We start from the raw sequence: 16,161 nt of genomic DNA, 5'->3' as shown, positions 1-16,161 counted from the left end.
GATCATTCCTCTGCACTGCTATTGTGCCGATTTATGATCACGCGTTCATTTTCCTTCAATCCTGAGATAACCTGAACATTGATATCATTAAAGGCACCTATCGTAATTTCGCGGCTTTCCTCTTTTCCATTATTCAGGACATTGACCTCATATCGGGTAGGCGATATCTGTTTCCTCAAGTCTGAAATCGGGAGCATTAATACATTATGCAGAGACTGAAGCTCTATTTTCACTTGGGCAGTCATTTGCAAACGCAAAATATGTTCAGGGTTCGGTACTTCGAAGCGTGCATAATAGAAAATGGCGTTATTCACTGTTTGCGGAGCGGGCAAAATATCTTTTAATACACCGTGAAACTGTTTTTCTGGCGCACCCAGAATGGTGAATGATGCGTTTTGTCCTGCTTTGAGATTAATGACATCTGCTTCTGATATTTCTGTATTGATAATCATTGTATTGAGGTTTGCGATTGTCAGGATAGTCGGAGCCTGTTGTGCGGCAATGACCGTTTGCCCTTGAAATGTTTTTATCTCTGTCACAATCCCCTCGATGGGAGCGAGAATATTGGTATATTGCAAATTCGTTTCGGCCGTATCAAGTTTGGCTTTATTTTGCCTAAGTTGGGCGATAAAACTATCAACTCTCGTCGCCTTATACTGCATGTCTGTTATGCTGTCATCTAAGTCCTGATGAGATATGACCTGTGACTTAAATAAACGTTTAAATCGATCGGCTTTGAGTTGAGCCAACCTCAGCTCTATTTGTGCACCACGGAGATCGGCTTCCAGTGATTTTCTGGTTTCCTGCATTTCTATTACCGCATTCCTGGCTGTCTGTGGATCAATCGTTGCCAGTAATTGGCCTTTTTTAACCTTATCGCCCAATTTCACATACAGTTCTTCCAACTGCCCACTGACCTGAGCACCGACATCAACTTTACTGACCGCATCCAGTTTACCTATAGCCAGTACACTTCTTTCGAAGTTACCCCTGCTGACGGCATTGGTCTGGTATACCTCGGGCTTCGGCAGGTGGAAGAAATAGAACCCTACAGATGCGATAGCAATAAGGATAAGCACGATTGCAACCCGACGAGACTTAATAGAAAGAAGATTCATCAACACAATTCCACCATTAAAAAATACTATCTAATAACATCAATGTACTGTAAAGGACATCAACGAACTCTATCAACAAGACATTCCTGATAATATGACATTTTTAAAGCCGGGGATTTCTACACGCTCCAAAAACACAGATTTTCCCTTTTTCCATATCAGATTTACTTGATTTTATTTCTAATCACTGCGCCATTAGAGATCAAGAAATGCATTGAGTTTCAGTATGCTTCCCCTTATCCTATTTGTTATTTTGGTGTGATCACTTTGTTCCTACATAGTTATTAGCTCTTATGACTGGTTTCACTTATTAGAACTGGATAAAAAAACGTTTTTTATTGGATAAGGATGTGAATCATGTACTCAGGATTATTAATTATTCTTTTACCGTTAGCCCTAGGCTACCTTATTCATCTGAATAATAGATCGATGCTAACCCAGGTACATCGGCTACTCAATGTTATGGTTTATATCATTCTCGTTTTGATGGGCATCAACCTCGCCATACTGGACAATCTGGGCAGTAATTTGCTTTCTATCCTACTGTATGCGACGACGTTTTTCCTATGCACTTTCATTATTAATATACTCGTGCTTTTTCTTCTGGATAAGCGGGACCCGTGGATTGTTCCTCCACACAAGCAGGAAAAGCCCCCCTCTCGATTACATATGGCATTAGATTCCATCAAATTATGTGGCGCATTAATCTGTGGCTTTCTTATCGGGTTAACAAATTTGTCATGGTTCCAGTTTTCCGTTCGTGCCAGTGAAATTACTTTAGTTTTTTTACTCTTTTTGGTGGGTATTCAACTACGTAATAACGGCATGAGCTTAAGGCAAACATTGTTGAATCGCCGTGGCACGGTTATCGCCATCGTCGTTGCCATCAGTTCTTTGCTGGGTGGTGTACTGGCGGCATTTTTGCTGGGGTTGCCTGTCAAAACGGGGCTTGCCATTGCATCTGGATACGGTTGGTATTCCCTGTCGGGCATTTTAATTTCCGACGCTTTTGGGGCAGTACTCGGTAGCACCGCTTTTTTCAATGACTTAGCTCGCGAGCTGGCGTCAATTATTCTTATTCCCATGCTAATAAATCGCTATCGTTCAACCGCATTGGGTTTAACCGGAGCGGCCTCAATTGACTTTACCTTACCCATCTTGCAGCGCTGTGGTGGTGTCAGTATCGTGCCGGCAGCCATCGTGCATGGTTTTATATTGAGCTTAATGACCCCTTTGTTCATTGCATTTTTTACTCAATAACGCCCTTTTTTGGTCAGGCATAAAAATGGATTAAAAAAACTTTTCCGGTATAAAAAACAATCTAAAAAAATGCCTGTGCCTTGATGAGTTAAGCCTTTAATTTGATGAAAATAACAAATTTATGCAGATATTATTGCATAATTATTCTCTCAAGATTATCATCCCCACACCAACTAACTATTCATATTTTTCGCATGAACATTCAATTAAAAAACATAAATTGTTTCTATGGTATGCATCAGGCTCTGTTCGATATCGATTTTGAATGTACATCAGGGGAAACTGTGGTCCTGCTGGGGCCAAGCGGCGCTGGCAAAAGTTCATTGTTACGTGTCTTGAATCTGCTGGAAGTGCCTCGTTCTGGGCAACTCAATGTGGCATCTCATCAGTTTGATTTCAAACAGCAACCCAACCACAAAGAAATCCTGACATTGCGAAAAAAAGTGGGCATGGTCTTTCAACAATATAACCTCTGGCCACACTTAACCGTCATGGATAATTTGATTGAAGCACCTTGTCGAGTACTCAAGTTGTCGAAACAACAAGCACGGGAAAAAGCAACAAAACTCCTCTCCCGCCTCCGTTTGAATGCATTCTCCAGCCGTTTTCCACTGCATCTTTCTGGTGGTCAGCAACAACGTGTCGCCATAGCAAGGGCGTTAATGATGGAACCTCAAATCCTGTTGTTTGATGAACCCACCGCAGCGCTTGATCCGGAAATTACCGCTCAAGTTGTTGATATCATCAAAGAGCTGGCAGAAACCGGTATCACTCAGGTGATCGTCACTCACGAAGTGGAATTGGCGCGTAAAACAGCCAGTCAGGTGGTATATATGGAACAAGGACGCATTATCGAAAAAGGGGACGCCTCCCATTTTATGCAGCCCCGAACGGAAGCCTTTGCCCATTATTTGTCACACTGACATACCCAATTGAATTTATTCTGTACAATAGGTTTACGCGATTGCCCGGCTAATAACGTACTATCTGAAGAATTGAAGGCATATCGATAATCGGCTATAAAACAAACATCAATAACTATTAACAACCCCAACGTTCATGAACAACAGGATATGGCTATGAGAAAATTATTGTTTGCAGCCTTGTTAAGCGCACTGACCTTATCGGCAACCGCAGCAGAGAAAACCCCTCTCCGTTTTGCAACAGAAGCCACTTACCCGCCATTTGAATTTATTGATGCGAACAATAAAATTCAGGGATTCGATGTGGATTTGGCCAATGCCCTCTGCGCAAAGCTCAACACTGAGTGCACATTCACGAATCAATCTTTTGATAGTCTCATTCCCAGCCTGAAATTTCGCCGTTTTGATGCACTGATGGCGGGTATCGATATTACCCCGGATCGCCAAAAACAGGTTGATTTCACTCATACCTACTATGATAACTCCGCCATTTTCATTGCCATTAAAGGGAAGTTCGCCCACATCGCGGATCTCAAAGGCAAACAGGTCGGGATCCAGAACGGAACCACACACCAGAAATATTTGATGGAACAACATAAAGAGATCAAGACCGTGCCTTATGATAGCTATCAAAATGCGATCCTTGATCTGAAAAATGGCCGTATTGATGCCGTGTTTGGTGATACTGCGGTCGTTAATGAATGGCTGAAAAAGAATCAGGAATTAGCGACGGTGGGTGATAAAGTCACAGATAAAAACTACTTCGGTATCGGTCTGGGCATTGCCGTTCGCAAAGGTAATACTGAATTGCTGAACAAACTGAACAATGCACTGGCGGAAGCTAAACAAGATGGCTCTTATGACACTATCTATAAAAAATGGTTTGGACAATAAACTGAATCCCAATGAGTGAATTTCAATCTTTAATCAGCGCCGCCGGAGTTACCGTCGGCCTTGCCATCTCCTCACTTATCATTGGCTTGGTTCTGGCAATGCTTTTTGCCGCGTGGGAATCCATGCGCTGGAAGCCTATCGCTTTGTTAGGCTCCTGCTGGGTGACATTGATCCGAGGGCTGCCTGAAATTCTGGTCGTTCTCTTCATCTATTTTGGAAGTTCACAGCTTCTAATCACACTGTCAGAAGGTTTTGACATCAATCTTATTGTCTGGCAGTTCAAGATACAGATGGATATTGATAATTTTGATGTTAGCCCTTTCCTTTGTGGCGTTATCGCTCTTTCACTACTGTATTCCGCCTATGCTTCACAAACGCTGCGGGGAGCGTTGAAAGCCGTCCCGATAGGGCAATGGGAAGCGGGTCAAGCATTGGGACTCAGCCAAAGCCGCATTTTTTTTCGTCTGATTATGCCGCAGATGTGGCGTCATGCCCTACCCGGGCTGGGCAATCAATGGCTGGTTCTGCTGAAAGATACGGCCCTGGTTTCCCTGATCAGCGTTAATGACCTGATGCTACAAACGAAAAGCATCGCAACCCGAACACAGGAGCCATTCACATGGTATGTGATTGTCGCGGCTATTTATCTGGTCATTACACTGGTCAGCCAATATGTTCTCAAACGCCTTGAAATGCACACCACCCATTTTGAACGGAGTGCTTCATAATGTTTGAATATATCAAAGACATTTTACCGGGCCTGCAAACCAGCCTCAGCCTGACATTTACCGCATTATTGGCCGCATTTATGCTGTCTGTGGTCTTGACGATGATTCTGGCAATGAAATTGCCCATCCTCTCTCAATTGGCAAAAGGCTATATCACGCTATTTACCGGCACCCCTCTTCTCGTCCAGTTTTTTTTGATTTACTACGGGCCGGGGCAATTTCCCTCAATAAAAGAGTACCCGTGGTTATGGTATCTCATGTCAGAGCCGTGGATATGTGCAATGGTGACTCTGGCATTGAATAGTGCCGCCTACTCCACCCAACTGTTTTATGGTGCGGTAAGGGCAATTCCGGCTGGGCAATGGCAATCCTGTCAGGCGCTTGGTATGTCTAAAGCACATTCTATGCGCATTCTGCTACCTTATGCTTTTAAGCGGGCGCTTTCTTCCTATTCCAATGAAGTTGTGCTGATTTTCAAGAGCACGTCACTTGCCAGCACCATCACCTTATTGGATATCATGGGATATAGTCAGCTTCAATTCGGGCGCAGTTATGATGTCACTGTATTTGTTGCGGCAGGTCTTATTTACCTTTGTATCAATGGCCTTTTAACACTACTCATGCGTATGCTCGAACAACGAGCATTATCATTTGAGCAACGCAATTAATCACCGTTGATATTTAATATTCGGCATATGTTTGCCCCTCCTCGTGATAACTTATGGTTATCGCGAGGAGGGTTATATAAAATCAATATGATATAAAATCAATCAGTTAATTTACATCAAGAACCAACAAGGCCAATGTCTCATAATGTTCGGTATGAGGAAACATATCAAATAACTGTACTTTTTCTATGCGATATTGTTTGAGCATGGCGATATCTTTTGCCATCGTCTGCGCATTACAACTTGAATAGAGAACAAACTTAGGCGCCATTCGGCCAAGATATTCACACAGTTCTGCGCCAATGCCTCTACGCGGGGGATTGACCAGAACTAATTCAGGTAGTTGTGATTTATCAAGGGCAAAATGGGTAGAATCCAGCGCCTGAAATACCACATGTTCCAATCCGAGACTTTTAGCTGAACTTTTAGCACAATCAATCGCTTCAGCACTGATCTCAATCCCTGTCAGCCGGGTTTCTTTATCTGCACAGTGCAAACCAAAACCGCCTGCACCGCAAAACAGATCCCACATACTGCCGATATTTAATTCCCTGACCCAACGTCCTGCCGTTGCATACAGTTCAGAGGCAATATCCGGATTCGTCTGGAAAAAACTACGTGGACGAATATACAACGGGATATTGTTAAAGGTTTCCTTCAACATCTTGGATTTGGTGAAAATGATCTCTTTCTCGCCTTCCAGGATCGCCATATGAGTTGGTTGGATATTCGCGGAAATCACCGTCACTTGTGGCAATTGTTCCTGCAACCACGGTAATGCGCGCTCTAACTGAACCCGTTTTGTTTCTGAACGCAAAACAAAGCGCAGCATCATTTCACCATTGGCCCGGCTTTCCGTCAGAAGAATATATTTCAATTCTCCTTTCTTGCGTTCAACGTTATAGGGAACCAAACCAGCTTTAGCGATAAATATTTTTATTACATCAAATACGGGCTGAAAGTATTGTGGATACAATAGGCAACGACACAGATCCACCGTTCGTCCATCACGATGCAACATGCCCAGTAACGGGCGTTCAACACTACCGCTTACTACCATCTTGGCTTTATTACGAAACTCACTCGTCTTGCTGGTCACTGGCGGCAGCCAGTCTATTACTGATGTTTCCTGTAAAAGTTGTTTTAAATGTAGTTGTTTATCAGATAATTGCTGTGAATAAGCCTTATCAATCCACTGGCAGGAGTGACAATGCCCCTCGGTGTACTGCACACATTGCATTATAAAAACCGTATCAAAAAATATTAGTGCAAAGTAAAGGTCGATGTTTGCGTCGAAGCCAATGATTCTTCGTCTTCTACTTCCATCTCACTTTCCATATCACTTTCCATATCATGATTGACATAGAGAAGATTATTGCTATGAATTTCAAAAATCACATTAGCGATTTGTTCTTCACCCTGCTGCATAAAATGGGAAAACTGCGTGAAAGTCATACCCGCAGCAATCGGAAATGCCTGACAAACAATCAACTTAGGTAGATTTCCATCCTGAACATCCAGAAATGCCTTAACGGTAAGAGAGCTGGCATTAATCTGACTCAAATTGGCAACCAATGGAATGATCGCCGTGGGCCTGACTTCTGCCAGGGCAGAAAATAACACGACATCACCCAACAGATCGATTTTGGCATCAAACAGGCCATCGATATTCTGCATATGAGGCAAATGCAGGACTGAGTTTGAATCATTCTCAAAATAAGAGATTTTGAGCTGTTCAAGCCACGAGCGCAGTGTTGACAAATCGGGAATAACCATAGAATCCATCGAATTAACCTCATATGACCAAGAAGTTACACATGCTACCTTGGGGAAACGCCCTACTGAGTAGCAGAGTGACCAATAATTAACCTATTTTATTTTTCATCATCAGACAAAACCCGATGATTCTTATCTGCTTTCTTATGATCAATTCCCAAAAAGGAAAGATTATAGACCGCACGCCAGATAATATGGATAGCTGCGGGTATCAAGCAACCGATACCCAATAAGATCATAGCAATGCGCGCTTCTGTCGTCATTAATAAAGGTGATAGAATTATGCTATCAGTTATCGACAAATACGCCAGAACCAATAACCCTATTCCCAACACTTCCGACAAAATGACCCACTTTGGCATATCGGCCAATGAGCGCATCTCTTTTGATGGGTTGACTTTCATTCTTGACCTACTTTACCCGCCTGAAAAATTTACCAATCTGAAAAACAGCCGCTTTATCACGTCTCGTAAGACTATCATAGAGTAAGATTATCATACTTGAACCCCCGCCATCGGCAGGACTAATTACAGTAAAAGACAATTCCTGCTTTTTTTTGCTGACACTTACAGGCATAGTAATTCCAGAAGGCAATCAATAAAATAGATGATCATTATCACTAAGGAGTTTATATGTACACCGTCATTTTTGGCCGCCCGGGTTGCCCATACTGCGTTCGCGCCAAAGAACTCGCTGAAAAATTAAAAGCAGAGCGCGACGATTTTGATTACCGCTATGTTGATATCCAAGCTGAAAATATCACCAAAGCCGACTTATCAAAAACAGTAGGTAAACCGGTTGAGACAGTTCCTCAAATCTTCATTGATGAGAAACATATCGGTGGCTGCACTGACTTTGAGGCTTACGCTAAAGAAAATCTGGAACTCTACAAATAATAAGACACTAACCTGCCAGAAAAAAAGCCGCTATCCAGCCAAAGTTGTTTACCTTACTGGATAGCGGTAACCTTAGCCATACTTCCCCAAAAAAATTTCACCTCCCGATAAAAATTTTGCGATTTTTTTTCGATGATGCGAACTTTCATACCATAATGCAGTCTTAATTATTGCCACTGCTTTTCTTTGATGTCCCCATATTGAGGAGCCCGGTAGTCATCCACTTTGGTTAAAGACTATCGGGTTTTTTATTGTTTGTGTGTTGTCTACCCGTTTGTCGTCTGTAAAGCAAAATAGAGGTTATTTTTCGTTACTATCACCCACCGCTATATTATTTACTTATGTGGTTTCAACAATGATTAAATAAGATTATGAATTTATGTCATCCTATTGATGGTGTTGTACTATACCCGCTATCTTGAAATTCATTGGGTATATACAATTACTACTTTTAACCATAAGTTGATAAAATAGATTCATCATGTTACGTAAATATCGCGTTTGTGAGGCTTACTTTGCTAGAACGACTTAACCATAATTTATTTATTTTTATCAATGCAACGCCAGATTCATCACCAGCAATGATCTCGCTTGCGGTCTTTATCGCGAAATACTTAGTCTTTATTTTCCCCATCACCTTGGCTGTTTGCTGGCTTTGGGGTAAAGAAGAAGCCATCACACATCAACGCGCGGTTGTCAGTAAATCCTGCATTGCTTTTGCCTTTGGCATAACGGCATCCTATGTCATTGGAACATTCGCCCCACATGCCCGACCGTTCGTTGAAGGCTTTGGCTACAATTTCCTTTATCATGCCCCTACGGAATCTTTTCCCAGTAACCATGGCACAGCCGTATTCACTTTCGCATTAGCATTTATCTTCTGGCATCGAATTTGGTCAGGTTTATGCCTGATGGCGGTTGCCTGTGCCATTACCTGGTCTCGTGTTTATGTGGGTGTACACTGGCCGATTGATATGGTTGGGGCATTTTTAGTCAGTCTGTTGGGATGTGCTTTCTCCCAAATATTTTGGGGGTTGTACGGGGAATGCTTACAAAGCAAACTTATCCGTCTTTATCAATTCTGTTGTGCTTTCTTGATTCGAAAGGGATTGGTAAAAAATTAATCAAATCTCAATATATATTGAATAGATTGCAACTTGCAGTGCAACAATTGAAAAATGGAAGCATAAACATATCGCTGGAAATTCATGCTAACCATGAATTTCCAGCGGGTATTGACATTTTACATCCTAAATCTTAAATGCCACTCGATTCAGCTTAAACTCGGTAACCTTGATAAATATAAGGCTTTATTTTATTCAAATTATTTTTTAACATTTATGTTACTCGATATAACCTACTCAAATAGCAGAATAAAACCCTCCGTTATATTTAACAATATATAGCTATAAAATGATTACCATTTCTTCATAAACATAGCGTTAGTGGATAAACCTTATACACAACGGATGACTAAGAATGACCAAATCATTAATAAATAATCAATAAAAATGAAGTCGTAAACAAGGAAAATACATTATATTCAATGATGAAAGTGTTCTTATATTTTCCTTAAAAATCAATAAATTGATAATACGTCAATGTAAAATGAAAATTTATAAATAAGGACATTAACATCAATTATATCTATTTAAATCTGCATTAATCAAAAACAGAAAGCCTTGTTAATATGTAAATATTATTGAATGATAATAGGGGTAGATATGAGAATTTAAAACAAAAATAATGATATGCCATTTGCCAAGTCTTTCATCCTATTTTATTTAATATTTAATTAACACTCTGATAAAACTTGATAACATTTTCCCTTTTTTATATAAATCTTGCAATTGCGAGAGTGATCACGGTACATTTCACTGAAAATAACTATATTTTCCCTACCAAAAGTCAGGAGTTAAACTTTTTGATTTAGGCATCGAAAATACAGCGCAAGAGAGTTGCCGCCCCGGTGTTTCAAGTGAGCACATTTTGACCAAATTATTAATGTAGTAATAAAACGTTTAGATAAACATCAACATAATATCTGACAACTTATTATTCATATAAAAATTCAACTCGCGCATTTAATTAATGTGCGGGTTTAGCAGTTTTTAAATTTTACTTTACCGTGTTATTTCGGAGATATTTATGGACACATCTCAATCAGGTGTAATCGCATCCTCGGTTTCCAGTACAAGCGATCATGCTACCTGGCGTAAATCAGATACTGTATGGATGTTGGGATTATATGGCACAGCCATCGGCGCTGGTGTCTTGTTTCTTCCCATCAATGCTGGCATTGGTGGTTTGATCCCTCTCATCATCATGGCGATCCTCGCTCTTCCCATGACATTTTTTGCTCACCGTGGGATGTGTCGTTTTGTTTTATCCGGCAAAAGCAGTGGTGAAGATATCACCGGCGTGGTAGAAGAACATTTCGGTAAAGTGGCCGGCTTTCTGATCACTATCCTCTACTTCTTTGCTATTTACCCTATCCTGCTGGTTTACAGCGTTGCGCTGACCAACACGGTAGAAAGTTTTATCGTTAACCAGCTACAAATAGATGCCCCACCCCGCGCATTACTGGCACTCGTATTGCTTCTCGGTGTCATGAGCATTATTCGTTTCGGTGAGAAAACCATCGTCAAGGCCATGAGCGTACTGGTATTTCCATTCGTCACTGTTTTAATGCTGCTGGCCGTGTATCTGATCCCTCATTGGAACACCGCTATCTTCGATACCCTGTCGCTGGACAGCGCGATGTCTTCAACCAGTAGTAATGGCCTGCTGTTCACTCTGTGGCTGGCGATCCCTGTCATGGTTTTCTCTTTCAACCACTCTCCCATCATCTCTGCATTTGCGGTGGCAAAACGTGAAGAGTACGGTGAAAATGCAGAGAAAAAATGCTCACGTATTTTGGCCTATGCTCACATCATGATGGTTCTGACCGTCATGTTCTTCGTTTTCAGTTGCGTACTGAGCCTTTCACCTGAAAATCTGGCAGAAGCGAAAGCACAGAACATTACTATTCTGTCTTATCTGGCTAACCACTTCCGTGTACCTACCATTGAATACATTGCTCCACTCATCGCTTTCATTGCCATTACCAAATCTTTCCTCGGCCATTATCTGGGTGCGCGTGAAGGTTTCAACGGTATTATCAATAAGGCGCTGATCAACACGCAAGGAAAAACGCTTCAGCACAAAACGCTGAATCGTATCACTAGTGTATTCATGTTGATAAGTGCCTGGGCCGTGGCTACCTTGAACCCAAGTATCCTGAATATCATCGAATCACTGGGTGGGCCAATCATCGCCATGATCCTGTTCATCATGCCAATGTATGCTATCAGCAAAGTTCCAGCTATGCGCAAATATGCAGGTAAGACAAGCAATATCTTTGTTGTTTTAACCGGTTCAATTGCCATTTCTGCGGCTATCTATTCAGTCATGTAATCAACACTCAGGGGCTGCTTTCTTTGATGGCAGCCCTAAAAAATGCCAGCCAACCTTTCGGTGGCTGGCATTTTTTCATTGAAATCATTTAACTGAAAATCGAACTAAACCAGCCCGTCACGGTTTTTACAATGAAGTCCCACATCCGCCCCAAGAAACCACTTTCTTCTACGGCCTCTTTAACGACCAATGGACGTTGATCAATCACTTTATCATTCAGAATAAAATTCACGGTTCCCACGGCCTGATCCTTCGCCAATGGTGCGTCAAGGGATGTCTGATTCAGGGTAAAACTGGCTTTTAAGTTGCCTGACTGCCCGCGAGGAACCATCACCGCAGCATCTTTTTCTACTCCCAATGCCACCTCTGAACGAGTCCCATACCATACTTTTTCCGTCACCAGCGTATCACTGGCTTTTAGTGGGGTCGCCGATTCATAAAAACGAAATCCCCATGACAAAAGTTTTTCGCTGTCAGAAAAACGCATCCGATCACTAGGGGCCCCCAAAACGACCGAAATCAGACGCATTGATCCTTCCGTTGCCGATGCAACCAGATTATAGCCTGCACCGCTGGTGTGTCCGGTTTTCACCCCATCCACATTCATGCTTTTAATCCACAATAAACGGTTACGATTAGGCTGACGAATATTGTTAAACGTGAATTCTTTCTCTTTGTTCAGCGCATACTCTTCCGGCACATCACGGATCATGGCCTGACTTAAGAGTGCCATATCACGGGCGGTACTGTACTGCCCAGCCGCATCCAGACCATGGACAGTTTTAAAATGGGTGTTTGTCAATTCCAGTGTTTTTGAGTATTTATTCATTAAATCAACGAAAGCGTCCTGACTGCCAGCCACATAATCAGCAAGGGCAATACTGGCATCATTACCGGACTGGATCACAATACCACGGTTCAGATCAATAACCTTGACTCTGTCCCCGGGTTTCAAAAACATGAGGGATGAGCCTTTCAGTACTGGATTCCCCGTCGCCCAGGCATCTTTGCCCACGGTTACCATATCCTCTGTACCGATTTTCCCTGATTTGATCGCTTGCCCAATCACATAGCTGGTCATCATTTTGGTTAAACTTGCCGGATCTAACCGCTCATCCGCATTATTTGAGGCCAGAATTTTTCCGCTGGCATAATCCATCAATACATAGGCTTTCGCATCAATTTCAGGTGCGGCGGGTTCATCCATCGCATATACATTGACGCTCGCCAACCAAAAAACACTCAAGCCAACAGCAAAAGATTTTATTACCGGTGTCTGTCGTCTTTTTTTCATCATCATTCGCCCTTTTTCTTCACTATCCAACGTGTTCTTTACTATCCAACTTGGTATCAATGCCTTTTCATAAATAGTGACACACTGAAAATCCTGAAGATCCCTTACTCACCACAGGGCGGGGGAGTAAGGACGTGCCCTACCATTTTGAAATGTCATTGATACCGACAAAGTAAACATAAAAACTCTATTAATATAGGATGTTATAAGCGAAGACTCCAACCCAATAACGTAAAGATTTTCTTGTCATTGACCTGATTTTGTTATCATATTATCGATAATTCGGAATGACCTGACATAAGGAGAACACGATGCTAACCATCTGGGGTCGTAAGAACTCATCAAATGTGAAAAAAGTCCTTTGGTGTTTGGAAGAATTAAACGTGCCATATCAACAAATTGATGTTGGCGGGAAGTTTGGCAAACTTAACGAACCGGCATACCTGCGCATGAACCCGAATGCCGTGATCCCTTGTTTGCAGGAGGGCGATTTTATTTTATGGGAATCAAATGCGATTGTACGTTACATTGCAGCCAAATTCGGCAAAGATAGCCTTTACCCCGCCGATCTTCAAGAAAGAGCCAGCATTGAAAAATGGATGGATTGGGTCGGTTGCAATCTATTTCCTCCCATTAAACAGTTCATGATCAGTTTTATCAGAACACCAGAAGAGCAACGTGACCCGAAAATCATCAGCCAAACTTTAGCAGAAATTGCACAGTTACTGAAAATTGTCGATAACACACTCAGCAGCCAACCATACCTTTCCGGTGCCAAATTTGGCATGGCCGATATCGCGCTGGCCCCACTGGTGTATTTATGGTTAAACACCGGGATAACTCGCCCTTCTCTGCCAAACTTAGCGCGCTGGTATCAATGCCTGACCGAAAGACCGGCTTTTAAAAAGATTGTTATGATCGAAATCAGTTAATTATTAGCTCATTGGCATTCTACCGGGATCTGGGAACTGATACTCAAAACCCAGTTCTCGACAGATCCTGCTACCATCAACCACTTTACTTTCACTTTCCTGATGTTCCGGCTGTAAAAATTCTGGCGGTATTAAATCCAGTTGCTGGCTGACTAACGGATAAAATTCTGATCTTTTGGGATGGACCGGCGCACACAGATTATAAACATGCCCGCCTTTGGGTTGCCGGATCAAGAGCTTGATGGCGGAAATAACATCATCCTGATGAACCAGATTTACCGCATTTTCACCGCCCTCAATGGCCTTGCGCCCGGCAAGAAAACGCCCCGCATGTCGCCCGTTACCGACCAAGCCAGCCAAACGTAATATATCCACCGAAGTATTGGGTAGCTGGTGCAACCAATTCTCCAACTCAACCAATGCCTTTGCTGATTGTGTTTCAGGGGACAATGGTTGATCTTCATTAAGATAACCGGCAGATGAACCGTAAACGGACGTGGAACTGGTAAAAATAATGCGTGGAACCGCGTATGAAAGTGCCGTATCGACAATCAGTTGCACAGCTTTAACATACTCTCCACCCCCACCCGCGATACCACTAACAGGTAAAGTCAAAACCAGCACATCGACGGACATTAATTGTTCAAGATCATCCATTTCACAGACAATTTGAGGGGTCAATTTCAATGAGAGGCAATCCACACCACACATACATGCCGCTTCAACACCATCCGGCGTTGTTTTACTCCCAACGACCTGCAGGCCACTGCTTTGCAGTGCTTGTGCCAATGGCATCCCCAACCAGCCTAATCCGATAATGGAAACTTTTCTCACCATAACTCTCCCCAAGGCCGATATGATTTTGATTGCTAGACCAATATATGGCTATAACTAACATTAACCATATATTTCCCTAATAACAACCACGCTTATTTATTATAAAAAACAATTAATTAACAAAAAATAAATACCTTTGTTTAAAAAAAGTTTGCTTTTCATACATAAAATCGGATAGGTTAAACAGCAAGCAACCCATCCTTATAAAAATAGCACTGAACATAACATCGAACATCGATATCGAACAAACATAGACGCAGAGAGTTTTCATATTATGAACCGTATTCAATTCAGCCATCATCATCACCATCATCCTGACTAGTCTTTCAGGCTGCTGTGTGCTGGAAGACATTTAACCCGTCTTCCGGTGGCATGAATACGACAAAAAACCCCCGGAAGATTTTCCGGGGGTTTTTTGTTTCTGTTTTCTACGACTTTTAAATACTGACCGAATATTGAGATAGGGTGAAACACAACATGCTAGATAAAACACGCTTACGAATAGCCATTCAGAAATCAGGCCGCCTTAGTGACGATTCCAGAACATTACTGGCGCGCTGTGGGATCAAAATCAATTTACAGCAACAGCGCCTGATTGCATTCGCCGAAAATATGCCCATCGACATCCTGCGCGTCCGCGACGACGATATTCCCGGCCTGGTTATGGATGGCGTTGTCGATTTAGGCATTATCGGTGAAAACGTCCTTGAAGAAGAATTACTGACTCGTCGGGCACAGGGGGAAGATCCCCGTTATTTAACATTGCGCCGCCTCGATTTTGGTGATTGCCGCCTCTCCCTCGCCGCTTCCTTTGATTACGAATATACCGGGGTGGAATGTCTGCAAGACGCCCGTATCGCCACCTCTTACCCACACTTATTGAAACGTTATTTGGATCAAAAAGGCATACGTTTCAAATCCTGTCTCCTCAATGGCTCTGTCGAAGTTGCCCCCCGTGCCGGGCTAGCGGATGCCATTTGTGATTTAGTCTCAACCGGCGCGACGCTGGAAGCCAACGGATTACGGGAAGTGGACGTCATTTACCGTTCAAAAGCCTGCCTGATCCAACGTGACGGGGAGATGCCAGAGGCCAAACAACAGCTCATCGACAAACTTATGCTGCGCATTCAGGGCGTCATTCAGGCACGAGAATCCAAGTACATCATGCTGCACGCTCCCAGTGATAAGCTGGAAGAAATTATCTCCCTGTTGCCGGGAGCCGAACGCCCCACTATTTTGCCGCTTGCCGGTGCACAAAATCGCGTAGCGATGCACATGGTCAGTAGTGAAACACTGTTTTGGGAAACGATGGAAAAACTCAAGGCATTGGGCGCGAGTTCCATTCTTGTTCTGCCCATTGAGAAAATGATGGAGTGACT

Annotated in this window: 17 protein-coding genes and 1 other annotated feature; of the genes, 11 read left to right on the top strand and 6 right to left on the bottom strand. The window is 42.6% G+C overall.

Annotated elements, in window-relative coordinates; genetic code table 11:
* Window positions 1-2 precede the first annotated feature (2 nt).
* Window positions 3-1,118, bottom strand: a complete 1,116-nt coding sequence (gene macA, locus Xbed_RS01880; protein WP_086111250.1) for a macrolide transporter subunit MacA — start codon at window positions 1,116-1,118, stop codon at window positions 3-5.
* Between the two features lie 357 nt (window positions 1,119-1,475).
* Between macA and Xbed_RS01875 the strand changes: the two genes are divergently transcribed.
* The 5 genes from Xbed_RS01875 to artM all read left to right on the top strand — a co-directional run bounded on the left by Xbed_RS01875 (window position 1,476) and on the right by artM (window position 5,591).
* A complete protein-coding gene (locus Xbed_RS01875) occupies window positions 1,476-2,378 on the top strand; it encodes a LysO family transporter (RefSeq protein ID WP_086111249.1) in 903 nt (300 codons plus the stop codon).
* Between the two features lie 194 nt (window positions 2,379-2,572).
* Window positions 2,573-3,301 carry an arginine ABC transporter ATP-binding protein ArtP gene (artP, locus tag Xbed_RS01870; protein WP_086111248.1) on the top strand — a complete coding sequence of 243 codons (729 nt, stop codon included), beginning with the start codon at window positions 2,573-2,575 and terminating at the stop codon, window positions 3,299-3,301.
* A 156-nt stretch (window positions 3,302-3,457) separates the two neighbouring features.
* Window positions 3,458-4,195 carry an arginine ABC transporter substrate-binding protein gene (artJ, locus tag Xbed_RS01865; protein WP_086111247.1) on the top strand — a complete coding sequence of 246 codons (738 nt, stop codon included), beginning with the start codon at window positions 3,458-3,460 and terminating at the stop codon, window positions 4,193-4,195.
* An 11-nt stretch (window positions 4,196-4,206) separates the two neighbouring features.
* Window positions 4,207-4,923: an arginine ABC transporter permease ArtQ gene (artQ, locus tag Xbed_RS01860; RefSeq protein WP_086111246.1), complete on the top strand. Its 717-nt coding sequence runs from the start codon at window positions 4,207-4,209 to the stop codon at window positions 4,921-4,923.
* On the top strand, window positions 4,923-5,591 hold the full coding sequence (artM, locus tag Xbed_RS01855; protein WP_086111245.1) for an arginine ABC transporter permease ArtM: 669 nt from the start codon (window positions 4,923-4,925) through the stop codon (window positions 5,589-5,591). Before artQ ends, artM begins: the two co-directional genes overlap by 1 nt.
* Window positions 5,592-5,697: 106 nt before the next feature.
* Here artM and rlmC read toward each other — a convergent pair whose 3' ends face one another.
* The 3 genes from rlmC to Xbed_RS01840 all read right to left on the bottom strand — a co-directional run bounded on the left by rlmC (window position 5,698) and on the right by Xbed_RS01840 (window position 7,771).
* A complete protein-coding gene (rlmC, locus tag Xbed_RS01850; RefSeq protein ID WP_086111244.1) occupies window positions 5,698-6,831 on the bottom strand; it encodes a 23S rRNA (uracil(747)-C(5))-methyltransferase RlmC in 1,134 nt (377 codons plus the stop codon).
* 23 nt (window positions 6,832-6,854) lie between these two features.
* Complete coding sequence (locus tag Xbed_RS01845; RefSeq protein WP_086111243.1) at window positions 6,855-7,376, bottom strand: type III secretion system chaperone family protein; 522 nt, start codon at window positions 7,374-7,376, stop codon at window positions 6,855-6,857.
* An 89-nt stretch (window positions 7,377-7,465) separates the two neighbouring features.
* Window positions 7,466-7,771, bottom strand: a complete 306-nt coding sequence (locus tag Xbed_RS01840; protein WP_086111242.1) for a YbjC family protein — start codon at window positions 7,769-7,771, stop codon at window positions 7,466-7,468.
* A gap of 228 nt (window positions 7,772-7,999) precedes the next feature.
* Between Xbed_RS01840 and Xbed_RS01830 the strand changes: the two genes are divergently transcribed.
* The 3 genes from Xbed_RS01830 to Xbed_RS01820 all read left to right on the top strand — a co-directional run bounded on the left by Xbed_RS01830 (window position 8,000) and on the right by Xbed_RS01820 (window position 11,719).
* The gene (locus Xbed_RS01830) at window positions 8,000-8,263 is read left to right on the top strand and encodes a GrxA family glutaredoxin (RefSeq protein WP_086111240.1); all 264 of its coding nucleotides are present in this window, start codon (window positions 8,000-8,002) and stop codon (window positions 8,261-8,263) included.
* A gap of 515 nt (window positions 8,264-8,778) precedes the next feature.
* Window positions 8,779-9,387 (top strand): undecaprenyl-diphosphate phosphatase, encoded by a 609-nt coding sequence (gene ybjG, locus Xbed_RS01825; RefSeq protein ID WP_086111239.1) that lies wholly within the window; start codon window positions 8,779-8,781, stop codon window positions 9,385-9,387.
* Window positions 9,388-10,411: 1,024 nt separating this feature from the next.
* The gene (locus Xbed_RS01820) at window positions 10,412-11,719 is read left to right on the top strand and encodes an HAAAP family serine/threonine permease (RefSeq protein ID WP_086111238.1); all 1,308 of its coding nucleotides are present in this window, start codon (window positions 10,412-10,414) and stop codon (window positions 11,717-11,719) included.
* 88 nt (window positions 11,720-11,807) lie between these two features.
* Here Xbed_RS01820 and Xbed_RS01815 read toward each other — a convergent pair whose 3' ends face one another.
* Window positions 11,808-13,013 carry a serine hydrolase gene (locus Xbed_RS01815; RefSeq protein WP_422641358.1) on the bottom strand — a complete coding sequence of 402 codons (1,206 nt, stop codon included), beginning with the start codon at window positions 13,011-13,013 and terminating at the stop codon, window positions 11,808-11,810.
* Between the two features lie 311 nt (window positions 13,014-13,324).
* On the opposite strand from Xbed_RS01815, the gene Xbed_RS01810 reads away from it, so the two are divergent.
* A complete protein-coding gene (locus Xbed_RS01810) occupies window positions 13,325-13,945 on the top strand; it encodes a glutathione S-transferase family protein (RefSeq protein ID WP_086111237.1) in 621 nt (206 codons plus the stop codon).
* A 3-nt stretch (window positions 13,946-13,948) separates the two neighbouring features.
* On the opposite strand, the gene Xbed_RS01805 is transcribed toward Xbed_RS01810, so the two are convergent.
* Entirely contained in the window at window positions 13,949-14,779 is an 831-nt protein-coding gene (locus Xbed_RS01805) for an SDR family oxidoreductase (RefSeq protein ID WP_167371858.1), read from the bottom strand.
* Between the two features lie 277 nt (window positions 14,780-15,056).
* Between Xbed_RS01805 and hisL the strand changes: the two genes are divergently transcribed.
* Entirely contained in the window at window positions 15,057-15,104 is a 48-nt protein-coding gene (gene hisL, locus Xbed_RS19320; protein WP_139837445.1) for a his operon leader peptide, read from the top strand.
* Window positions 15,080-15,202, top strand: a sequence feature (His leader region). (Overlaps the previous gene by 25 nt.)
* Before the next feature lie 57 nt (window positions 15,203-15,259).
* Window positions 15,260-16,159, top strand: a complete 900-nt coding sequence (hisG, locus tag Xbed_RS01795) for an ATP phosphoribosyltransferase (protein ID WP_086111234.1) — start codon at window positions 15,260-15,262, stop codon at window positions 16,157-16,159.
* Window positions 16,160-16,161 lie beyond the last annotated feature (2 nt).

Origin of the sequence: Xenorhabdus beddingii (assembly GCF_002127545.1) — a bacterium.
In the GTDB taxonomy this organism is placed as follows: domain Bacteria; phylum Pseudomonadota; class Gammaproteobacteria; order Enterobacterales; family Enterobacteriaceae; genus Xenorhabdus; species Xenorhabdus beddingii.
The sequence above is the reverse complement of the archived record's forward strand: the minus strand, read 5'-3'. Positions and strand labels throughout refer to the sequence as shown.

Excerpts from the sequence above, each read along its gene's own strand:
- artJ (WP_086111247.1), top strand. The coding sequence starts at position 3,458 with ATGAGAAAATTATTGTTTGCAGCCTTGTTAAGCGCACTGACCTTATCG.
- Xbed_RS01840 (WP_086111242.1), bottom strand. The coding sequence starts at position 7,771 with ATGAAAGTCAACCCATCAAAAGAGATGCGCTCATTGGCCGATATGCCA.
- Xbed_RS01875 (WP_086111249.1), top strand. The coding sequence starts at position 1,476 with ATGTACTCAGGATTATTAATTATTCTTTTACCGTTAGCCCTAGGCTAC.
- Xbed_RS01810 (WP_086111237.1), top strand. The coding sequence starts at position 13,325 with ATGCTAACCATCTGGGGTCGTAAGAACTCATCAAATGTGAAAAAAGTC.
- artP (WP_086111248.1), top strand. The coding sequence starts at position 2,573 with ATGAACATTCAATTAAAAAACATAAATTGTTTCTATGGTATGCATCAG.
- Xbed_RS01815 (WP_422641358.1), bottom strand. The coding sequence starts at position 13,013 with ATGAAAAAAAGACGACAGACACCGGTAATAAAATCTTTTGCTGTTGGC.
- hisG (WP_086111234.1), top strand. The coding sequence starts at position 15,260 with ATGCTAGATAAAACACGCTTACGAATAGCCATTCAGAAATCAGGCCGC.
- artM (WP_086111245.1), top strand. The coding sequence starts at position 4,923 with ATGTTTGAATATATCAAAGACATTTTACCGGGCCTGCAAACCAGCCTC.
- Xbed_RS01845 (WP_086111243.1), bottom strand. The coding sequence starts at position 7,376 with ATGGATTCTATGGTTATTCCCGATTTGTCAACACTGCGCTCGTGGCTT.
- Xbed_RS01830 (WP_086111240.1), top strand. The coding sequence starts at position 8,000 with ATGTACACCGTCATTTTTGGCCGCCCGGGTTGCCCATACTGCGTTCGC.
- artQ (WP_086111246.1), top strand. The coding sequence starts at position 4,207 with ATGAGTGAATTTCAATCTTTAATCAGCGCCGCCGGAGTTACCGTCGGC.
- macA (WP_086111250.1), bottom strand. The coding sequence starts at position 1,118 with ATGAATCTTCTTTCTATTAAGTCTCGTCGGGTTGCAATCGTGCTTATC.
- rlmC (WP_086111244.1), bottom strand. The coding sequence starts at position 6,831 with ATGCAATGTGTGCAGTACACCGAGGGGCATTGTCACTCCTGCCAGTGG.
- Xbed_RS01820 (WP_086111238.1), top strand. The coding sequence starts at position 10,412 with ATGGACACATCTCAATCAGGTGTAATCGCATCCTCGGTTTCCAGTACA.